The organism is Caproiciproducens sp. NJN-50 (assembly GCF_004103755.1).
Classification (GTDB): Bacteria; Bacillota; Clostridia; order Oscillospirales; family Acutalibacteraceae; genus Caproicibacter.
On the sequence record NZ_CP035283.1, the window covers coordinates 2,908,462 to 2,925,662 of the forward strand.

The window sequence follows — 17,201 nt, forward strand, 5'->3', positions numbered from 1 at the left end:
AATCTTAAGGAGAGTACCTCGATGCAAGATGAATTCGGCCCTGATATTCTGACTTTGGTTGACGACGAAGGCAACGAGCATGAATTTGAAGTCTTGGACGTCATCGACAACGACGACGGGTGCTTTTACGCCCTGCTCCCCGTTCTCAGCAGCCCTCAGGACAAGGTCGACGCAGAGGGGACCTATTACATCTTCGAGTCAATCGAGGAAAACGGAGAACAGCAACTGGCCGAAGTGGAAGACGAAGCCCTGCTTGACCGGCTGGCAGAACAGTTCGAGAACCGGTTTGAAGAGCTGTATGGCGACGAAGACGAGGACTCCGACGATGTTCCGCCGGAAGAGGAAGACAATATCGAAGATTGATTTTTTTCGCTGGCATCCTGCCTGGTGCGCGGATTTGTGCAGAAATAACCCTACAATATTGAATCGGGAGCATCGGCTCCGGCGGCGGACTTCAGACCTCCCGGCATTTGCCGGACGAAGGGAGTGCGAAACCGTCGGGCGGGCACCCACCTGCTACGAGTAGCAGGTTATTCAACACAGTACGGCCAGGCGGGTCTTTATATTTTTAACGGTTTGTCCCTGATTTCAGGGGCTTTTTTTATTGGCCGCTACAGTTTCGCGGATTTGTCGATGGACAATCCGGGCAAAAAAAAGTATAATCAGGATGATATCATACTCTTGGCTGAAGATTAGGAGGCGTAGTATGGCGGATTATGTGATTGCGGCGGCCTCCACCGCCGACCTTCCGAGGGAGTTTTTCGAGGAGCATGATGTGCCGCTGATCAGCTATTCCTTTATGCTGGGCGACAAAATCTGTGAGGACGACTGCAGGGAAAAATCCCGGGAGGAAATGTACAGGCAGATGCGGCAGGGAGCCATTCTCACCACGTCGATGATCAACGTTCTGACTTACTATGAGTTTTTCAAAAAGCTTATGGATACTGGAAAAGACGTTATTTTCCTCGATATGTCGCGCGAGCTTTCTCACTCGTATGTCACAGCCGGGGAAGCTGCGGAGAGAATCCGGAAAGAATATCCGAACCGGCGCTTTTATCAGATGGATACGCGCTGCGTATCCGGCGGGCTGGGCCTGCTCGTCATCAATCTGGTGCGTCTGCGCGACGAGGGAAAAAGCTTTGACGAAGTGATTGCTTGGGGAGAGGCGAACAAGCTGAAAATCATCCACCGCTTCACAGTCGACGACCTGAATTACCTCAAGCGCGGCGGCCGCGTTTCCAACGCATCCGCGCTGGTCGGTTCGCTGCTTTCCATCAAGCCCGTCCTGTATGTATCGGACGAGGGAAAGCTTGTCGTCGCTTCAAAGGTGCGCGGCCGGAAAGCCGCTCTGCTCACCATTCTGAACCGGATGAAAGAAGACCTCGTTTCCCCCGACGGTCAGGAAATACATATTCTCCACGCCGACTGTCTGGCGGATGCGGAACTCATGCGCGACAAAATCCTGGAAACTTTCCCCACGGTTGGAAAAGTCGTTATCACCAGCCTGGGCGTCGTCATCGGCGCTCACTGCGGGCCGGGCCTTTTCACCATCTTCTATTTCGGGGATAAACGCTGCCCGTAAAGCTAGACAGGGCAGCCGCCCCTTCGCTGCGAAAGGCCATCCTTTCGCAGTTTTTTGTTCTCTCCGCCGGGCCCCCGGCACCGGGAAGGTCCGGATGGAAAAGCCCAAAAAACACGAAAGGGATGAAGCATCATGCTGAAAGAATTTAAAGAATTTATCTCCCGCGGCAACGTGATGGACCTGGCGATCGGCGTCATGATCGGCGCGGCGTTTTCCTCCATCGTTTCGTCCGTGGTAAACGATCTGATCACGCCTGTGATCGGCGCCGTTTTTGGAAAAATCGATTTTTCCAATCTGTACCTTGTCCTGGACGGGAAAAGCTTCCCGTCGCTGTCCGCCGCCAAAGAAGCGGGCGCTCCCGTGCTTGCCTACGGCAGTTTTCTGACGGCGGTGATCAACTTCCTGATCATCGCGTTCTGCGTCTTTCTGCTGAGCAAAGCCATCAACCGCCTCGTCCACCGGAACGAAGCGGACCAGGCGGAAGAAACGGTCGCGCAGACGAAGATCTGCCCGTTCTGCAAAACGGAAATCCCCAGGGACGCGACCCGCTGCCCGAACTGCACGTCCGAGCTGGCGGACTGAGCCTGTGTGCATGCCCGCCGTTCCGCATCCGGCGAAAGGACATGCTTTGGAAAGCGAAAGCCGCGCCCGGTAAAAGCAATTCAGCTGCGGCAAAAACGGAAGGGTTCCCGGCCCCCTTGGGGCATCAGGAAAGCCTTCCGTTTTTTTGCCGGTTGCGGCGGTAGCTGAGATAGTCCTGCAGGATAACCGTCGCCGCGACGGCATCGATGACCGCTTTTCGTTTCTTCCCGCGCGTGTCGGTATCGTTGAGATACCCGTGCGCGGTGATTGTCGTGCCCCGCTCGTCCCACAAGACGACCGGAAGGACGCTCAGCGTTTTCAGATGCTCCGCGAAAGCGCGCGCGTTTTGCGCGCTCTCTCCTTCCGAACCGTCCATATTCCGCGGCAGCCCGACGACAATGCGACCTGCGGAAAGGGCTTTTGCCTCTTCGGCCACCATATCGGCCAGACGGTCCCAGTTTCGTTCCGCAATGGCGCGAACGGGCGAGGCGAGAACCTCGTCTTCATCGCAGACGGCGAGGCCCGTGCGCGCCTTTCCAAGGTCCACGGCAAGAATCCTCACGGTGCGATCGCCTCCGCGCCTGAAAGATCCTCTCCGTTCTTTCGGTAAACGGAATATTCCCGCGGAAGATGGGAGGCATCGTTCATCGTGACGACCTTCGCCTGCAGGCTGTCATCAAAATCCACCACACTGACCGCCGTATTGTCGCACCAGCCGATTTCTCCCACCCGATCCAGCGGCCGGCCGAGCGCGCGGCACAGGAAATTGCGGATCGCACATCCGTGGGAAACAATGCAGACCATCTTTCCGCGGTTTGCCCCGGCAATGTCAACGGCTGCCGCCCAGACGCGGTCGTATACCTCTTTCATCGATTCGCCGCGCTCCGCCTGGAATTTTTCCGGAGATTCGTTCCAGATTTTTACCATCAGGGCATCTTCCCGTTCGATTTCTTCCCAGGAACGTCCCTCCCACGCGCCGACGTCGATCTCGGACAGGCGGGGATCGATCTGAATCGGAAGGTCATGATACTGATTGATGGCCTGGGCCGTTTTAAACGCGCGTTTGAGCGGGCTGGAGTAGACCGTCGCGAACGGCTCGTTGCGCAGGCGCAGCGCGATCAGTTCCAGCTGGACCGCGCTGTTCCCGCTGACGTCGCAGTCCGTGCGCCCCTGCAGGACGCCCTTGGTGTTGCCTTCCGCCTCGCAGTGGCGGACAAAGATCAGCCTTGTCAATTTCTTTTTCCCTCCGATTTTTTCTTTCGCTCGCAGTACGGGGGATTTCCCGGCCTGTGATGATGTTTTCTGCACGCTTCGCAGTCGCCGTGCCGTCCGCATTTGACCTTCGGGCACGGACAGGCTCCGTTTCTCTCTACCATGGCCTCACCTTCCCGGTCAGTTCCGCAGCTGATTTCAGATGATTCTCTTCCAGATAGGCTTCCAGGCCCGCGAGGATTTTGACCGGCGCATAGGGGTCGGAAAACAGGACGGTGCCGATCTGCACGGCCGACGCGCCGGCCAGCAGCATTTCGACGGCGTCCCGCCAGGTGGTGATCCCGCCGAGGCCGACGATGGGGATCTTCACGCGGGAACTCGCCTGCCAGACCATCCGCAGCGCGACCGGAAGCAGCGCCGGGCCGGAAAGCCCGCCCGTGTTGTTCCGAAGAACCGGACGGCGGGTTTGAAGGTCGATGCGCATGCCGGTCAGGGTGTTGATCATGGAAAGCGCATCCGCGCCCGCGTTCTCCACCGCAGCCGCGATTTCCCCAATATCCGCCACATTCGGGGAGAGCTTAACCATCAGCGGCTTTTTACAAAACCTCCGGACCGCTGCCGTGACCGCCGCCGCGCTTTCGCAGGACGTCCCGAACGCCGCGCCGCCCTGCTTCACATTCGGGCAGGAGATATTCAGTTCGATCATGTCCACATCCGAATCGGAAAGGCGCTCCGCCATTTTACAGTAATCCCGCGGCGTGTTCCCGGCGATATTCGCGATGACCGCCGTTCCCTGCTTTCTCAGCCAAGGCAGGTCTTCCCGGATAAAACGCTCCACGCCCGGATTCTGCAGCCCGACGGAATTGAGCATCCCGCCCGGCGTCTCGGCGATGCGCGGCGGCGGATTGCCGGGGCGCTCCTCCAGCGTGAGGCCCTTGCAGGAAATGCCGCCCAGCGTGGAAAGCGGGTAGAATTCCGCGAATTCCTTTCCGAAGCCAAAAGTCCCGGAGGCGGCGATCAGCGGATTTTGAAGCGGTACGCCCGCAAGGTTGAGTTTTAAATCCGCCATGCTCATTCCTCCCATACGACGGTCCGCGCGTCGAACACGGGGCCGTCCTTGCACACATGCCCGTAGTACGGCCCGTTTCCGCCGCGCAGCCTGACCGCGCAGCCGAGGCATGCTCCGATGCCGCAGGCCATGCGCTCCTCCATCGAAACATAGCACGGAACGCCGCGCCGCGCCGCGGCTCCGGCGGCCGCGCGGAGCATCGGTTTCGGCCCGCAGGCAAAGACTACGTCGAATTCAATGTCATCCATCAGGTCGGCGACAAGCCCGTGATACCCAAACGAGCCGTCGTCGGTAGCGACGCGCACCTGACAGCCAAGCGATTCAAAATCCTCCCTTAAAGTCACCGCGTTTCGGCTGCGGAAGCCTGCCGCCAGCACCGCGCGCGCTCCGAACGGCTTTGCGGCTTCAAGCAGCGGCGGAACGCCGATCCCCCCGCCGACAAACAGCGCCCTGCGGGACGGATCGCCCAAATCGAAGCCGTTTCCAAGCGGCGCGAGCAGGTTGACCGTTTCTCCCGGATTCAGGAGCGACAAAAGCCGCGTTCCGTCTCCGCGGATCTGAAAGACAAAGCGGAGCGTCCCGTCTTCCCGGCTGATCTCACAGATTGAAATAGGACGGCGCAGTGTTTTTCCCGGCACCTGAAACTGTGCGAACTGGCCCGGGCGGGCGATCCGCGCCGCTTCCGGGCAGAAAACGGTCAGATCGAAGATACCGGGCGCAAGCTCCGCCTTTTTCAAAACGGCGCAGTCCGCCGTGTCATAGCGCTTCACAGGCGGATCCTCCCGATCCCTTTCAGAATCGCGTCCCGCATAGTCTCGGCTTCCTGAGCGGCCGCCTTTGCATAGTCTTCCGGCGCAACGTTCCTCTTCTGCCAGGCGCAGAGAATGGAGCGGGAGGCATTCACCACCGCTCCGAGGCCGTTTTGGTCAAACGCAGGCGCAACGTCCCCGGCGCCGCCGCCCTGCGCCCCATAGCCCGGGACCAGAAAGAACGTATGGGTCAGCATGTTTCGCAGCTCGCCGAGCTGTTCCGGCCAGGTCGCGCCGACCACCGCGCCGACGCCGGTGTAGCCGTACTTGCCGGGCAAATCTTTTCCCCATTCCTCGCAATATTGCCCCATCGTTTCATAGAGAGGCTCGCCGCCCTCGAACAGCTGGTTCTGCAGCTCGTCGGAAGACCGGTTGGAGGTTTTTACCAGGACAAAGATTCCCTTGTCCTCCTCGCGGCAGACATTGATCAGCGGCGAGATCCCGTCCGATCCGAGGTATCCGTTGACCGTCAGCGCATCGCCGCCGAACGCTTCCGCCGTTTCCCCGGCAAGATCGGTTCTGCCCAGATGCGCCGCCGCATAGGCCTGCATGGTGCTTCCAATATCGTTGCGTTTACCGTCCGTGATGACGAACAGGCCTTTTTCCTTCGCATACGCGATGGTATCGTGCAGGGCCTTTACTCCCTGCCAGCCGTACATTTCATAATACGCGCACTGCGGCTTGACGGCGGGCACGATGCCGCACAGCGCGTCGATCAGGCCCTTGTTGAATTCCAGAATCGCGGCGGCGGCCCCGTCCAGCGTCTTCCCGTATTGCCCAAATGCTTTTTCCTTGATAAAATCGGGGATATAGTCGAGTTTCGGGTCAAGTCCCGCCACCGTGGGGTTCTGTTTTTGCGCGATTGCTTCGATCAGCCGGTCCAGAGCCATAGTCGAATCCTCCTTATTCCTCCTGTTGATAGACGATCTTCCCGCCGAGCAGGGTCATCCGGACCCTGCCGGTCAGTTTCATCCCCTTGAAAACCGCGTTGCGGCTTTTCCCGTGCAGCTTTGCAGGTTCCACCGTCCACGTTTCATTCGGGTCAAACAGCACAAGATCCGCCGGGGAGCCCGGCGCCAGTGTTCCGCCGGGAACGCCGAGCAGCCGCGCGGGCGTGCAGGACATGAGTCCGATGAGCTGCGCAAGAGTTAAAATCCCCGGCAGAACCAGAAATGTGATGCCCGCCGCCAGGCTGGTCTCCATGCCGATCACGCCGCTCGGCGCGGTGAGAAAATCGGTCTTCTCCTCCGGCGTGTGCGGCGCGTGGTCGGTCGCGATGACGTCGATCGTGCCGTCCCGCAGCCCCTCGGCGACGGCCGCCCGGTCCTCCTCCGCGCGCAGCGGAGGGTTCATGCGGTAATCCGCGTCGCGGCGCAGCAGCTCGCGCTCCGTCAGAGCAAAATAATGCGGGGCGGTCTCACAGGTCACGGGAACGCCCCTGCGCTTTGCATCCCGGATCATCCCGACGGAGGTTTTCGTGCTGACATGGCAGATGTGTACCGGCAAACGGTATGCCTCCGCCAGAGACAGTTCCCGCGCGGTGCCGCAGTCCTCCGCGGCGGCGGGGATTCCGGGGACGCCAAGGGCGCGGGACACCTCCCCCTCGTTCAGCTTGCCTCCCGCGGCGAGCGAAAGGTCCTCGCAGTGAGACGTGACAAAGAGGCCGAGTTCCGCCGCCCCCTGCATCGCACGGGCCATCAGCGCGGAGTCCGCCACCGGCCTGCCGTCGTCGCTGACGGCCCTTGCTCCGGTCTCCCTTAGTTTCCTCAGATCGGTCGGCTCCGCGCCGGAAAGCCCCTTGGTGATTGCTCCGGCGGCATAGACGCGGGCGTCCGCGCCTTCCGTCCTTTGCAGGAGGCTACTTACTGTCTCCGCATTATCGAGCGCGGGCCGCGTGTTCGGCATGCAGAGCAGGCTGGTCACCCCGCCCGCCGCCGCCGCGCGGCAGCCGGAAAGCACGTCCTCTTTTTCGGTGAAGCCGGGGTCGCGCAGATGGACGTGCAGATCGATCAGGCCCGGCGCGGCCACAAGGCCGGAAGCGTCGATCACCCGCGCGTCCTCACAGGCAACGGCCCCGCCGATCCGTTCAATCTGACCGTCGCAAACCAGCAAATCCCCTGTTTCATCCGTCCCATGGGACGGGTCCAGGATTCGGGCACCCCGAAGCAACAGTTTTTCCAAATGATTCCCTCCGTCCGGTGATAAAAAACAGGCTCCGCCTTACGGCAGGAGCAGATAGGCGGACAGCGCCAGCAATTCCCGCGCCCAGCAGGCCGAGAAGATATACCACGGAGTCCGGGCGGGAGCCGCATAGGCCGCCGCGCCGCACCCGCGCGCGATTGATCGGGCGCGGTATTCATGATATTCGTCGGTCACGATCGCCAGTGTGCGGTTCAGGCCGTTTTGATCGATAATTTTCAGGGCATTCCCGATATTCTCCCGTGTGGAAGTCGACCGGTCCTCCAAATAGAGGCGCGAGGGATCGACTCCAAGGCTGACAAGCCCTTCCCGGATCACTTCGGCCTCCGTGCGGTTTTCACCGCGGCCCCGTCCGCCGCAGGCAACGCAGGCGGCCTTCGGATGCGCGTTCAGATAATCCGCCGCCGCTTCGATGCGCACCCGCAGATCGGCGCTCGGAACGTCGCCGCTCACCTTGCTGCCGAGCACCAGCACCGTCGCCGTTTCCGGCGGGGCGGCCGCCGCGCCGGAAATCATCAGGCCGGTCAGCACCGCGGCCCACGCAAGGCCCGCGCAGAACAGAACCAGAACCGCCTTCGCCGTGTTCCGGGCCGCTCTGCTCCGTTTACAGACGGCACGGATCCTGCCGGAAAGCAGGACACAAAACAGAATCAGCAGGCATACTGTGATACCAAAAACATTGCCGATATTCAGCACGTTCCAGTGAATCGGTCCAAGAAACCAGAAAAGGCCCAGAACGGACAGAATTCCAAGGACCCAAAGCGCGGCGCGTCTGAATTTTCCCAATGGGATCACCTCCCGGTTATTATAGCATAAAACTATGCCGCTTCAAACATACGTACCGAAAAAAGCATATACCATTTGTATATTCATAAACTTATATTGCAAAATGTTCCTTCTTTCTTCAAAAAACGGTGAATTCTTCTTTCTTCTGCCTGTAATGGTGTTTCACTTTACATTGGAAAATTAATTAAAAATTAAAAAAATTAGACATCTTTTTTAAAAAATTATCGCTTTAGCAATGCAATTCGATGCTTGCCTTTTCCAGCCTGGCGCATTATAATTAATAATTATGGCAAGGCTGTAAAAATATACAATTGGAGGTTCATCATGAAACGTGTTTACAACTTTTCCGCGGGCCCGTCCATGCTTCCGGAAGCCGTACTCCGCCGCGCGGCGGACGAAATGCTCGATTACAAGGGCTGCGGCCAGTCCGTCATGGAGATGTCCCATCGATCTAGCGAGTACGAGGGGATCATCAATTCCGCGGAGAGCTTGCTTCGCGAAGTAATGGGAATTCCATGCAGCTATAAGGTTCTGTTCCTGCAGGGCGGCGCCGCCACACAGTTCGCGATGGTGCCGCTGAATCTGATGAACAAAAACAAAAAAGCGGATTTCGTCGTAACCGGGCAATGGGCGACAAAGGCGTGGAAAGAGGCTTCCCGTTATGGGGAGACCAAGGTGGTCGCCTCTTCCAAGGACAAAACCTTCACGTACATCCCGGAACTGGACCCCTCCTCGTTTTCCAGGGACGCCGATTATTTTCATATCTGCATGAACAATACGATCTACGGCACAACCTACCAGGACCTGCCCCAGACCGGTGACATTCCTCTGGTGGCGGACGTTTCCTCCTGTATTCTGAGCGCTCCGCTCGACGTTTCCAGATTTGGGCTTCTTTACGCCGGCGCGCAGAAAAACATGGGTATTGCGGGTCTGACCACCGTCATCATCCGTGAGGACCTGATCGGCAGCGCGATGGAGATCACGCCGACCATGCTGGATTATAAGACGCACGCCGACAACGGTTCCATGTACAATACCCCTCCGTGCTATTCCATCTATATCTGCATGCTGGTGCTCGACTGGCTGAAAAACACCGTCGGCGGGCTTTCCGAAATGGAAAAGATCAATCGGAAGAAGGCCGGAATCCTCTACGATTTTCTCGATCATTCCAGACTGTTCCACGGCACGGTCGTCCCGAAGGACCGCTCGCTGATGAATGTTCCTTTCGTCACGGGAAATGCCGAAACGGACGCGAAATTTGTCTCCGAGGCGAAGGCGGAAGGCTTTGTGAACCTGAAGGGACACCGCACGGTCGGCGGGATGCGCGCATCCATCTACAACGCCATGCCGGTCGAGGGCGTGGAAAAGCTGGTTGCCTTCATGGCCGAATTCGAACGGAAAAATGCTTGATGAACGGAGGATTCAACCCATGTACCATATCAAATGCCTAAATAAAATCTCGCCCGTCGGAATCAGCCGTTTCGGCGAAGGCTATGCCTGCTCGGAGGGCATGGAAAACCCGGAGGCGGTCCTGGTCCGCTCCGCTTCCATGCTTGAAACGGAACTGCCGGAAAACCTGCTGGCCATCGCCCGCGCCGGAGCGGGAGTCAACAACATCCCGATCGACCGGTGCAGCGAGCGGGGCATCGTCGTCTTCAACACCCCGGGCGCGAACGCGAACGCGGTCAAGGAGCTGGTGATTGCCGGCCTCCTGATGTCTTCGCGCAAAATCGTATCGGGAATCGAATGGGCCAAAACGCTGAAGGGCCGCGGCGAGGAGGTCGGCAAGCTGGTCGAAAAAGGCAAGGGGCAGTTCTCCGGTCCTGAAATCAGCGGAAAAACGCTCGGCGTCATCGGCCTCGGAGCCATCGGGATCCTGGTCGCGAACGCGGCGCATTCGCTCGGAATGGAGGTCCTCGGCTACGACCCGTATCTCTCGGTCGACGCCGCGTGGGGTCTGTCCCGTGCGGTCCGGCACGCGCGGTCTCTGGACGATATCTTCGCGGAAAGCGACTATATCACGATCCACGTGCCGCTGCTGCCGGACACCAGGGAAATGATCAACGCGGAAGCCATTGCGAAGATGAAGGACGGCGTCCATCTTTTGAATTACGCGCGCGGCGGGCTGTTCAGCCGGCCGGACGTGCTGGCGGCGGTCAAATCCGGAAAAGTTGCCACTTATGCGACCGACTTCCCCGACGACAGCCTGATCGGCGTCCCTAACGTGCTTGTCACCCCGCACCTCGGCGCTTCCACTCCCGAATCGGAGGACAACTGCGCGCGCATGGCGGCAAACGAGCTGATCAACTACCTGGAGGATGGGAATATCTGCAATTCCGTCAACCTGCCGAACGTTTCGATGCCGCGCAACGGCTACACCCGCATCTGCTTGTTCCACAAAAACGTGCCGAATGTCATCAGCAAGCTCTCCGGCATTCTGGCGAACGCCAATATCAATATCGAGAACATGCAAAGCAAGGCGAAGAAGGAATATGCTTATGTGATCCTTGACGTAACCGGCGAAATTTCCGGGGACACGGCGGCGCACCTGGAGCAGCTCCCGGAGATCGTCCGCGCGCGCGTTATCCCGCCAAAGAACAAATCATGATCTGCTTATGATTCGAAAGGCCGCTTCCCGGCTGGGGAAGCGGCCTTCTGTCTCTTTCCGGATCTTTCAGCCGCAATGGCGGACCTTCGTCTGCAGCCGGTGAACCAGGCGGCTCATAAAGTTGAAAAGCAGGCAGGCCAGGAGGTAGGCAACGTGAAAAAATGCGGCAATCGTCATAATAACAAGAAAGAGGACCCCGCCAAGCCTCAGCGCGTCAATGAAAACTCCCATCACAAACCATTCCCCTTTTAATTTACGATATTTTTGTCCTCTTCGTTTTACAACAGCGGAATCAACAAAATTTTCAATCCAAATCGTGCAAGTAAATCGGATGTCAGGGCCTTAGGTTACCGTAACCAGGCATTTGGCCGTCAGGCCGTTATCCGTTCTCGCCTCGATGGTGGTGCATCCCCTCGCCACGCCGAGGACCGTCCCGCTTTGGACCACCGCCACCTGGGAGTTGTAGGAACTCCACGAGGTCCGGTTCTGATAAACATTGGTATTGATCAGCGTCACAATGGAATTCAATTCACAGGTTTTACCGGCCTTCACATTCACGGAAGCCCGGTCCATCTCAACGGCAACCGGCACATACGCATTCATTGCAACGCAGGTCGCAAGGCTCTGCGCGATGGCGTTCGTACTGCTCTCAATCCACTGAACGTCGCTCGGATTGTCGTGGTAGGCTGTTTCAATCAGGCAGTGCGGCATGGACGGCATGGACATCTCCCACAAAGCGTCGTTCGTATCGAGGCTGACCGCGCTTTTGTCAGGATAAATAAAATTTCCCTTGACCAGATTGGCGAAACGCAGGCTCTGCGCATCCCCGGTCGGATAAAAGATTGTTGTCCCGTTCGTCTTGGGCCCTCCGTCTTTTGCATTGGAATGAATGGCCAGATAGAGATCGCATTTTGCCGCGGAGGCTTGCTTTGCGCGGTTCACAATCGTATTCCTCTGGTTGGAGCGGCCGCCGGTCTGTGCCGCCGCCAGAACCGATTCGATCCCATAGGCGTTCAGGCAGGGCACCATTGCCTCCGCGACCTGCCGCATGTGGTATTCCTCGCTGCCGGAACCGTCGCAGTAGGGGTTCCACGTCTGGCAGGAAGGGCTGAGATAGACGCGGTAGGTATGGGCGGTATAGACGGGCCGCGCCGTAAAAATCCCCGTTGTGCTTTTTGCCTCTGCCTTGCCGGTACCGGAACCTAAAATTACCGCGCCGGCGAAAATGAGTGACAAGGCTGTTTTCCATTTCCCGGTCTTCATCCAATCCCCTGTCTTTCCAAAATTTGCTTCCTTTACATCTTACCCTGAATTAAATTGAAATTGTTTCTTGTTTCGCAAAATAAAAGGCATAAAAAAAGTCGCCCCCAGGTTATATCCCGGAAAGCGACTGACAAATTCCCTTCGTTTTACCGCAAAGAGAACTTATAGAAGTTCGATGATTGCCATTTCGGCCGCATCCCCGCGGCGGGGTCCGATTTTGGTAATGCGCGTATATCCGCCGTTGCGGTCCGCGTATTTCGGTGCGATTTCCGTGAACAGCTTGTGCGCGACGTCTTCCTTCGTCACAAAGCCGCCAATCAGGCGTTTATGGGCAAGCGTGTCTTCTTTTGCAACGGTGATCATTTTTTCCGCCAGGGAACGGACTTCCTTGGCGCGGGTCACCGTCGTTTCGATTTTTCCTTTTTCCAAAAGAAAGGTTACCATCGCCCTGAGCATGGCCGTTCTGTGGTCGGTGGTCCTTCCGAGCTTTCTGGTACCGGGCATCGAACTATCACTCCTTTACCTTAGGTTCCGCAAAGGACTATTCGTCGTCCTTGCGCAGATTGAAACCGAGAGAGGCCATCTTCCAGACAACCTCTTCGAGGGATTTGCGTCCAAGGTTGCGTACCTTCATCATGTCGTCCTCCGACTTGCTGATGATGTCGCCAACCGTGTTGATTCCGGCGCGTTTGAGGCAGTTGAAGGAGCGAACCGACAGGTCCAGTTCCTCAATCGTCATCTCCAGCACTTTTTCCTTGCCCTTGTCGTCCTTTTCCACCATGATCTCGGTGCTGCTTCCCTTGTCGGACAGGTCGACAAACAGGTTCAGATGTTCAGTCAGGACTTTCGCGGCAAGAGAGACCGCCTCCTGAGCCCCGATCACTCCGTTGGTGGAAACCTCAAGCGTCAGCTTGTCGAAATCGATGCTCTGACCGACGCGGGTCGGCTCCACATTGTAATTCACCTTGTAAACGGGAGTGTAAATGGAATCCACCGGGAGCACGCCGATGATGCTGGCGTTCATATTCTGCTTGTTCCGCTCTGCGGAGACATAGCCGCGCCCCTTGTCCAAAGTGAGTTCCATGTACAGTTTGGCGCCGTCCCCCAGCGTCGCAATGTGCATGTCCGGGTTGAGAATTTCCACCTCGCTGTCGCACTTGATTGAGTCGGCCGTCACTTCACACGGCCCCTCGGCGGAGATCTCAACTGTTTTGGGCCCGTCGCAGTGCATCTTTGTCGTCAGTCCCTTGATATTCAGGATGATTTCCGTGACATCCTCCTTCACGCCGGGGATCGTGGAAAACTCATGCAGAACGCCATCTATTTTAATGGAAGTGACTGCCACGCCTTGAAGCGAAGACAGGAGCACGCGCCTGAGACTGTTGCCCAGCGTGGTGCCGAACCCGCGTTCGAGGGGTTCGACAATAAACTTGCCGTACGTTCCGTCGCCCGATAACATACTCGTCTCAATTTTTGGCTTCTCAAACTCGATCATTAGCGACCCTCCTTGACCTGTAGCGGATCAAATTATCTGCCGTGATGGCTCCTGCACTGCAGAACACGTTACTTGGAGTACAACTCAACAATGAGAGTCTCGTCAACCGCAAGGTCAATTTCCTCACGCGTAGGCAGCGCAAGAACTTTGCCCTCCAGAGTCTCGCGGTTCACGTCAAGCCATTTTGGAACCGGGCGGGAGGCGTTCGCCTCGAGCACGGACTTAATTTTGTCGCTCTTGCGGCTTTTGTCCTGAATGGAGACCACATCCCCCGGCTTTACCAGGCAGGAGGGAATATCCACGCGGCCCCCGTTTACGGTAAAGTGCCCGTGCACAACAAGCTGGCGGGCTTCCGCTCTGGAGCTGGCCCAGCCCAGGCGGTAAACAATATTGTCAAGCCTGCGTTCCAGAAGGATGAGCAGCTCGTCGCCGGTCTTTCCTTCCTTTTTGGTGGCCATTTCATAATATTTCAAGAACTGGGATTCCAGTACGCCGTAGTACCGCTTCGCCGTCTGCTTTGCGCGAAGCTGAAGGCCGTACTCAGAGGTCTTTTTGCGTCCCTGGCCGTGCTGGCCGGGCGCATACGCCCTGCGCGTCACCGCGCATTTGTCCGTGTAGCATCTCGCCCCTTTCAGAAAGAGCTTCTGGCCCTCCCTGCGGCAGAGTTTGCAGACGGAATCTGTATATCTTGCCATCTTTTGGTTGCACCTCCTAAAAATCGGTTACACGCGTCTTCTTTTCGGCGGACGGCATCCGTTGTGCGGAATCGGCGTTACGTCCTTGATCATGCTGACCTCCAGCCCCGCGCCCTGCAGCGCGCGGATGGCGGCCTCACGCCCGGAGCCGGGGCCCTTTACGTATACTTCAACCGACTTCATGCCGTGTTCCATGGCCGCTTTCGCCGCGGTCTCCGCCGCGGTCTGCGCTGCAAAAGGAGTGGACTTTCTGGAACCCCTGAAACCGAGTTCGCCGGAGCTTGCCCAGGAAACCGCGTTGCCCTGAACATCGGTGATAGTGACAATCGTATTGTTAAAAGTGGACTGAATATGGGCGGAGCCACGATCGATATTCTTGCGTTCACGGCGCTTACGCACGCTGGAGGATTTTTTCGCCCCCGCGTTTTTCTGTGCTGCCATTTATGATATCCCTCCCAGATTATTTCTTCTTGTTGGCCATGGTTTTTCTCGGTCCCTTTCGGGTGCGCGCGTTTGTCTTCGTGCGCTGGCCCCTGACTGGCAGCCCTCTGCGGTGGCGGACACCGCGGTAGCAGCCGATTTCGATCAGCCTCTTGATATCGAACGCGACGTCGCGGCGAAGGTCGCCCTCCACGCGGCAGTGATGGTCGATGTATTCCCTGATTTTCGCCGCGTCATCCTCCGTAAGGTCCCTGACACGGGTGTCCGGATCCACGCCCGTTTCCGCGCAGATCTGAGTCGCGGTCTTGCGGCCGATTCCGAAAATATAAGTTAGAGCAATCTCAATGCGCTTATCTCTCGGCAGATCAATACCTGCTATACGCGCCATACTGGTTGCACCTCCGTTTTAAATAGGTTTGCGCCTTAGCCCTGGCGCTGTTTATGCTTTGGGTTTTCGCAGATCACCATGACCTTGCCCTTGCGCTTGATGACTTTGCATTTTTCGCACATTTTCTTTACAGAAGGTCTGACTTTCATGTTAAGGTCCCTCCTTGCAGAGATCTCCGGTTATTTCGAACGCCACGTGATTCGCCCGCGCGTCAGGTCATACGGCGACAGCTCAATGGTAACTTTGTCGCCGGGCAGAATCCGGATGAAATTCATCCGCAGTTTGCCGGAAATATGCGCGAGTATCGTGTGGTGGTTGGGAAGCTCCACCGTGAACATGGCGTTCGGCAGGGCTTCGGTTACGATACCTTCGGTTTCAATTACGTCCTGTTTCGACATACATTTGCCTCCTCATGGGGAAAGCGGTCCCCCGCTCGATAAGCGGCCAGGGCCCGGCGTATTTCACGGTTGGTCTGCAATGACTGTTCGGGCAGCAGCGTGCTGGTTGGAAAAAGGTGTTTCACATTTTTTCGTTTGGGATGTTCCAAGCTGCGCCGCTTCCCGTCGCAGATCGTGACGGAAAGCGCATCCGCCTTCAGCACTGCAAAAAAACCGCCCTTGTCTCGCCCGGCAGCGGACCGAACCACCAGTCCTCTGATGAACTCCATGTCTGCCCCCTAGTCCGGAATGGTCAGAATCACCGGCCCGTTGGGAGTGATTGCAATGGAATTCTCAAAGTGCGCGGAAAGTTTTCCGTCCGCGGTCACGGTCGTCCAGCCGTCCTCGAGGACTTCGACCTCTTTGACGCCCTGATTGATCATCGGTTCAATGGCGATGGTCATGCCCGGCAACAGGCGCACGCCCCTTCCGGGCGTGCCGTAATTGGGAACACTTGGGTCTTCATGCATCTTCGCGCCTACTCCGTGGCCGACAAAATCGCGTACCACCGAGTAACCGCGAGCTTCGGCATACTGCTGAACCGCGCTGCCCACGTCGCCCAGCCGGTTTCCGGCCACAGCGGCGCGGATCCCCTCGTACAGGCTTTCGCGCGTCGTTTTCATCAAGGCCTGCGCCTCCGGGCTGACCCGGCCGCACGGGAAGGTAAAGGCATTGTCGCCGACAAAACCTTCGAAGGTCGCGCCGACGTCGATGCTGACGATGTCGCCCTCCTTGATGAGGTGTTTCTTGCTCGGTATGCCATGGATGACTACATTGTTGACGGAAACGCAGGCGCTTGCGGGATACCCGCCATACCCGAGGAATGTGGGCGCAGCGCCCTCCCCCTCGATGACCCGGCGGGCCACGCGGCTGATCTCCCACGTTGAAACGCCGGGCTCCACCGCGGCGCCGGCAGCTTTCAGGGCATTGGCCGCGATCCGGCCCGCCTGCCTCATGATTTTAAGCTCTCGTGCTGTTTTTAAAACGATCATAATCAAGCCTCGATTGCTTTGAGTACGGCGCGGGTCGTATCGGAAACGCTGTCGCATCCCTGCACCGTGCAGAGTCTGCCCTGTTTCCCGTAATAACCCTTTAACGGTTCCGTCTGCTCGTGATATATTTTCAGCCGCGCCTCTATGGTCTCCGGCTGGTCATCCCTGCGCTGAACCAGGGTGCCTCCGCAAAGGTCGCAAACGCCTTCCACCTTCGGTTTTTTGTTGACGATGTGGTAGGGAGCGCCGCATTTTTCGCAGACACGGCGTCCGGACAAGCGGGCCATGATCGTTTTTTCCGGGACCTCAAGGTCGATGACCCGGTCGATTACGACGCCCATTTTGTCCAGAGCCTCGGCCTGGGGAATGGTGCGCGGAAAGCCGTCCAGAATAAATCCGTTCCTGCAATCCGGCTCGGCAAGGCGTTCCTTGATGATCCCGATGACGATCTCATCCGGGACCAGCCCGCCGGATTCGGTATAGGCTTTCGCGCGCAGGCCCATTTCCGTGCCGCTTTTCAGCGCGCTTCTGATAATATTGCCCGTCGATATGGCGGGAATGCTCTTTTCGCGGGAAAGGACTTCCGCCATGGTGCCTTTTCCCGCTCCGGGTGCGCCAAGAAATATAATGTTCAATTCCAACA

The 17,201-nt window shown here is 57.8% G+C and carries 24 protein-coding genes; 5 read left to right on the forward strand and 19 right to left on the reverse strand.

Annotated features, from left to right (window positions below; translation table 11 throughout):
- The first annotated feature begins 21 nt into the window (after positions 1-21).
- From EQM14_RS14125 to mscL, 3 genes are all read left to right on the forward strand, one after another.
- The gene (locus EQM14_RS14125; protein WP_128743819.1) at positions 22-363 is read left to right on the forward strand and encodes a DUF1292 domain-containing protein; all 342 of its coding nucleotides are present in this window, start codon (positions 22-24) and stop codon (positions 361-363) included.
- 343 nt (positions 364-706) lie between these two features.
- Positions 707-1,582 carry a DegV family protein gene (locus EQM14_RS14130; protein WP_164919098.1) on the forward strand — a complete coding sequence of 292 codons (876 nt, stop codon included), beginning with the start codon at positions 707-709 and terminating at the stop codon, positions 1,580-1,582.
- Between the two features lie 132 nt (positions 1,583-1,714).
- Positions 1,715-2,164 carry a large conductance mechanosensitive channel protein MscL gene (mscL, locus tag EQM14_RS14135; protein WP_128743821.1) on the forward strand — a complete coding sequence of 150 codons (450 nt, stop codon included), beginning with the start codon at positions 1,715-1,717 and terminating at the stop codon, positions 2,162-2,164.
- A gap of 124 nt (positions 2,165-2,288) precedes the next feature.
- On the opposite strand, the gene ruvX is transcribed toward mscL, so the two are convergent.
- The 7 genes from ruvX to EQM14_RS14170 all read right to left on the reverse strand — a co-directional run bounded on the left by ruvX (position 2,289) and on the right by EQM14_RS14170 (position 8,239).
- Positions 2,289-2,726 carry a Holliday junction resolvase RuvX gene (ruvX, locus tag EQM14_RS14140; protein ID WP_128743822.1) on the reverse strand — a complete coding sequence of 146 codons (438 nt, stop codon included), beginning with the start codon at positions 2,724-2,726 and terminating at the stop codon, positions 2,289-2,291.
- Positions 2,723-3,397 (reverse strand): histidine phosphatase family protein, encoded by a 675-nt coding sequence (locus EQM14_RS14145; protein ID WP_128743823.1) that lies wholly within the window; start codon positions 3,395-3,397, stop codon positions 2,723-2,725. The genes ruvX and EQM14_RS14145 overlap by 4 nt, the downstream gene beginning before the upstream one ends.
- A gap of 136 nt (positions 3,398-3,533) precedes the next feature.
- The gene (locus tag EQM14_RS14150) at positions 3,534-4,445 is read right to left on the reverse strand and encodes a dihydroorotate dehydrogenase (protein ID WP_205703173.1); all 912 of its coding nucleotides are present in this window, start codon (positions 4,443-4,445) and stop codon (positions 3,534-3,536) included.
- A 2-nt stretch (positions 4,446-4,447) separates the two neighbouring features.
- Entirely contained in the window at positions 4,448-5,215 is a 768-nt protein-coding gene (locus tag EQM14_RS14155; protein ID WP_128743825.1) for a dihydroorotate dehydrogenase electron transfer subunit, read from the reverse strand.
- The gene (pyrF, locus tag EQM14_RS14160) at positions 5,212-6,144 is read right to left on the reverse strand and encodes an orotidine-5'-phosphate decarboxylase (RefSeq protein ID WP_128743826.1); all 933 of its coding nucleotides are present in this window, start codon (positions 6,142-6,144) and stop codon (positions 5,212-5,214) included. Before pyrF ends, EQM14_RS14155 begins: the two co-directional genes overlap by 4 nt.
- A gap of 13 nt (positions 6,145-6,157) precedes the next feature.
- Positions 6,158-7,435, reverse strand: coding sequence for a dihydroorotase (locus tag EQM14_RS14165; protein WP_128743827.1), 1,278 nt, complete (start codon positions 7,433-7,435; stop codon positions 6,158-6,160).
- A gap of 39 nt (positions 7,436-7,474) precedes the next feature.
- Entirely contained in the window at positions 7,475-8,239 is a 765-nt protein-coding gene (locus tag EQM14_RS14170) for a YdcF family protein (protein ID WP_128743828.1), read from the reverse strand.
- A 324-nt stretch (positions 8,240-8,563) separates the two neighbouring features.
- Between EQM14_RS14170 and serC the strand changes: the two genes are divergently transcribed.
- Together serC and EQM14_RS14180 are read left to right on the forward strand one after the other, a co-directional pair.
- Positions 8,564-9,649 (forward strand): 3-phosphoserine/phosphohydroxythreonine transaminase, encoded by a 1,086-nt coding sequence (serC, locus tag EQM14_RS14175; RefSeq protein WP_128743829.1) that lies wholly within the window; start codon positions 8,564-8,566, stop codon positions 9,647-9,649.
- Positions 9,650-9,668: 19 nt separating this feature from the next.
- Complete coding sequence (locus EQM14_RS14180; RefSeq protein WP_128743830.1) at positions 9,669-10,847, forward strand: phosphoglycerate dehydrogenase; 1,179 nt, start codon at positions 9,669-9,671, stop codon at positions 10,845-10,847.
- A 66-nt stretch (positions 10,848-10,913) separates the two neighbouring features.
- Here the strand turns inward: EQM14_RS14180 and EQM14_RS16445 are convergent, their stop codons facing one another.
- From EQM14_RS16445 to EQM14_RS14235, 12 genes are all read right to left on the reverse strand, one after another.
- Positions 10,914-11,078, reverse strand: a complete 165-nt coding sequence (locus EQM14_RS16445; protein WP_164919099.1) for a hypothetical protein — start codon at positions 11,076-11,078, stop codon at positions 10,914-10,916.
- Positions 11,079-11,189: 111 nt separating this feature from the next.
- The gene (locus tag EQM14_RS14185; protein ID WP_128743831.1) at positions 11,190-12,110 is read right to left on the reverse strand and encodes an N-acetylmuramoyl-L-alanine amidase; all 921 of its coding nucleotides are present in this window, start codon (positions 12,108-12,110) and stop codon (positions 11,190-11,192) included.
- A gap of 162 nt (positions 12,111-12,272) precedes the next feature.
- On the reverse strand, positions 12,273-12,614 hold the full coding sequence (gene rplQ, locus EQM14_RS14190) for a 50S ribosomal protein L17 (RefSeq protein WP_128743832.1): 342 nt from the start codon (positions 12,612-12,614) through the stop codon (positions 12,273-12,275).
- Positions 12,615-12,651: 37 nt separating this feature from the next.
- On the reverse strand, positions 12,652-13,605 hold the full coding sequence (locus EQM14_RS14195) for a DNA-directed RNA polymerase subunit alpha (RefSeq protein WP_128743833.1): 954 nt from the start codon (positions 13,603-13,605) through the stop codon (positions 12,652-12,654).
- 68 nt (positions 13,606-13,673) lie between these two features.
- On the reverse strand, positions 13,674-14,300 hold the full coding sequence (gene rpsD / locus EQM14_RS14200; protein ID WP_128743834.1) for a 30S ribosomal protein S4: 627 nt from the start codon (positions 14,298-14,300) through the stop codon (positions 13,674-13,676).
- Between the two features lie 27 nt (positions 14,301-14,327).
- Positions 14,328-14,741, reverse strand: a complete 414-nt coding sequence (rpsK, locus tag EQM14_RS14205; RefSeq protein ID WP_128743835.1) for a 30S ribosomal protein S11 — start codon at positions 14,739-14,741, stop codon at positions 14,328-14,330.
- A gap of 19 nt (positions 14,742-14,760) precedes the next feature.
- Complete coding sequence (gene rpsM, locus EQM14_RS14210) at positions 14,761-15,129, reverse strand: 30S ribosomal protein S13 (protein WP_128743836.1); 369 nt, start codon at positions 15,127-15,129, stop codon at positions 14,761-14,763.
- Positions 15,130-15,164: 35 nt separating this feature from the next.
- Complete coding sequence (gene rpmJ / locus EQM14_RS14215) at positions 15,165-15,278, reverse strand: 50S ribosomal protein L36 (protein WP_066650268.1); 114 nt, start codon at positions 15,276-15,278, stop codon at positions 15,165-15,167.
- A gap of 30 nt (positions 15,279-15,308) precedes the next feature.
- Positions 15,309-15,527: a translation initiation factor IF-1 gene (gene infA, locus EQM14_RS14220; protein WP_066650266.1), complete on the reverse strand. Its 219-nt coding sequence runs from the start codon at positions 15,525-15,527 to the stop codon at positions 15,309-15,311.
- Positions 15,509-15,796 carry a KOW domain-containing RNA-binding protein gene (locus EQM14_RS14225; RefSeq protein ID WP_128743837.1) on the reverse strand — a complete coding sequence of 96 codons (288 nt, stop codon included), beginning with the start codon at positions 15,794-15,796 and terminating at the stop codon, positions 15,509-15,511. Before EQM14_RS14225 ends, infA begins: the two co-directional genes overlap by 19 nt.
- Before the next feature lie 9 nt (positions 15,797-15,805).
- A complete protein-coding gene (gene map / locus EQM14_RS14230; protein ID WP_128743838.1) occupies positions 15,806-16,558 on the reverse strand; it encodes a type I methionyl aminopeptidase in 753 nt (250 codons plus the stop codon).
- A 2-nt stretch (positions 16,559-16,560) separates the two neighbouring features.
- Positions 16,561-17,193: an adenylate kinase gene (locus tag EQM14_RS14235; protein ID WP_128743839.1), complete on the reverse strand. Its 633-nt coding sequence runs from the start codon at positions 17,191-17,193 to the stop codon at positions 16,561-16,563.
- Between the last annotated feature and the right edge of the window lie 8 nt (positions 17,194-17,201).

Excerpts from the sequence above, each read along its gene's own strand:
- EQM14_RS14125 (WP_128743819.1), top strand. The coding sequence starts at position 22 with ATGCAAGATGAATTCGGCCCTGATATTCTGACTTTGGTTGACGACGAA.
- EQM14_RS14130 (WP_164919098.1), top strand. The coding sequence starts at position 707 with ATGGCGGATTATGTGATTGCGGCGGCCTCCACCGCCGACCTTCCGAGG.
- rpsM (WP_128743836.1), bottom strand. The coding sequence starts at position 15,129 with ATGGCGCGTATAGCAGGTATTGATCTGCCGAGAGATAAGCGCATTGAG.
- rpmJ (WP_066650268.1), bottom strand. The coding sequence starts at position 15,278 with ATGAAAGTCAGACCTTCTGTAAAGAAAATGTGCGAAAAATGCAAAGTC.
- serC (WP_128743829.1), top strand. The coding sequence starts at position 8,564 with ATGAAACGTGTTTACAACTTTTCCGCGGGCCCGTCCATGCTTCCGGAA.
- EQM14_RS14195 (WP_128743833.1), bottom strand. The coding sequence starts at position 13,605 with ATGATCGAGTTTGAGAAGCCAAAAATTGAGACGAGTATGTTATCGGGC.
- pyrF (WP_128743826.1), bottom strand. The coding sequence starts at position 6,144 with ATGGCTCTGGACCGGCTGATCGAAGCAATCGCGCAAAAACAGAACCCC.
- map (WP_128743838.1), bottom strand. The coding sequence starts at position 16,558 with ATGATCGTTTTAAAAACAGCACGAGAGCTTAAAATCATGAGGCAGGCG.
- rplQ (WP_128743832.1), bottom strand. The coding sequence starts at position 12,614 with ATGCCCGGTACCAGAAAGCTCGGAAGGACCACCGACCACAGAACGGCC.
- rpsK (WP_128743835.1), bottom strand. The coding sequence starts at position 14,741 with ATGGCAGCACAGAAAAACGCGGGGGCGAAAAAATCCTCCAGCGTGCGT.
- EQM14_RS14180 (WP_128743830.1), top strand. The coding sequence starts at position 9,669 with ATGTACCATATCAAATGCCTAAATAAAATCTCGCCCGTCGGAATCAGC.
- rpsD (WP_128743834.1), bottom strand. The coding sequence starts at position 14,300 with ATGGCAAGATATACAGATTCCGTCTGCAAACTCTGCCGCAGGGAGGGC.
- EQM14_RS14185 (WP_128743831.1), bottom strand. The coding sequence starts at position 12,110 with ATGAAGACCGGGAAATGGAAAACAGCCTTGTCACTCATTTTCGCCGGC.
- mscL (WP_128743821.1), top strand. The coding sequence starts at position 1,715 with ATGCTGAAAGAATTTAAAGAATTTATCTCCCGCGGCAACGTGATGGAC.
- EQM14_RS14225 (WP_128743837.1), bottom strand. The coding sequence starts at position 15,796 with ATGGAGTTCATCAGAGGACTGGTGGTTCGGTCCGCTGCCGGGCGAGAC.
- infA (WP_066650266.1), bottom strand. The coding sequence starts at position 15,527 with ATGTCGAAACAGGACGTAATTGAAACCGAAGGTATCGTAACCGAAGCC.
- EQM14_RS14150 (WP_205703173.1), bottom strand. The coding sequence starts at position 4,445 with ATGGCGGATTTAAAACTCAACCTTGCGGGCGTACCGCTTCAAAATCCG.
- EQM14_RS16445 (WP_164919099.1), bottom strand. The coding sequence starts at position 11,078 with ATGGGAGTTTTCATTGACGCGCTGAGGCTTGGCGGGGTCCTCTTTCTT.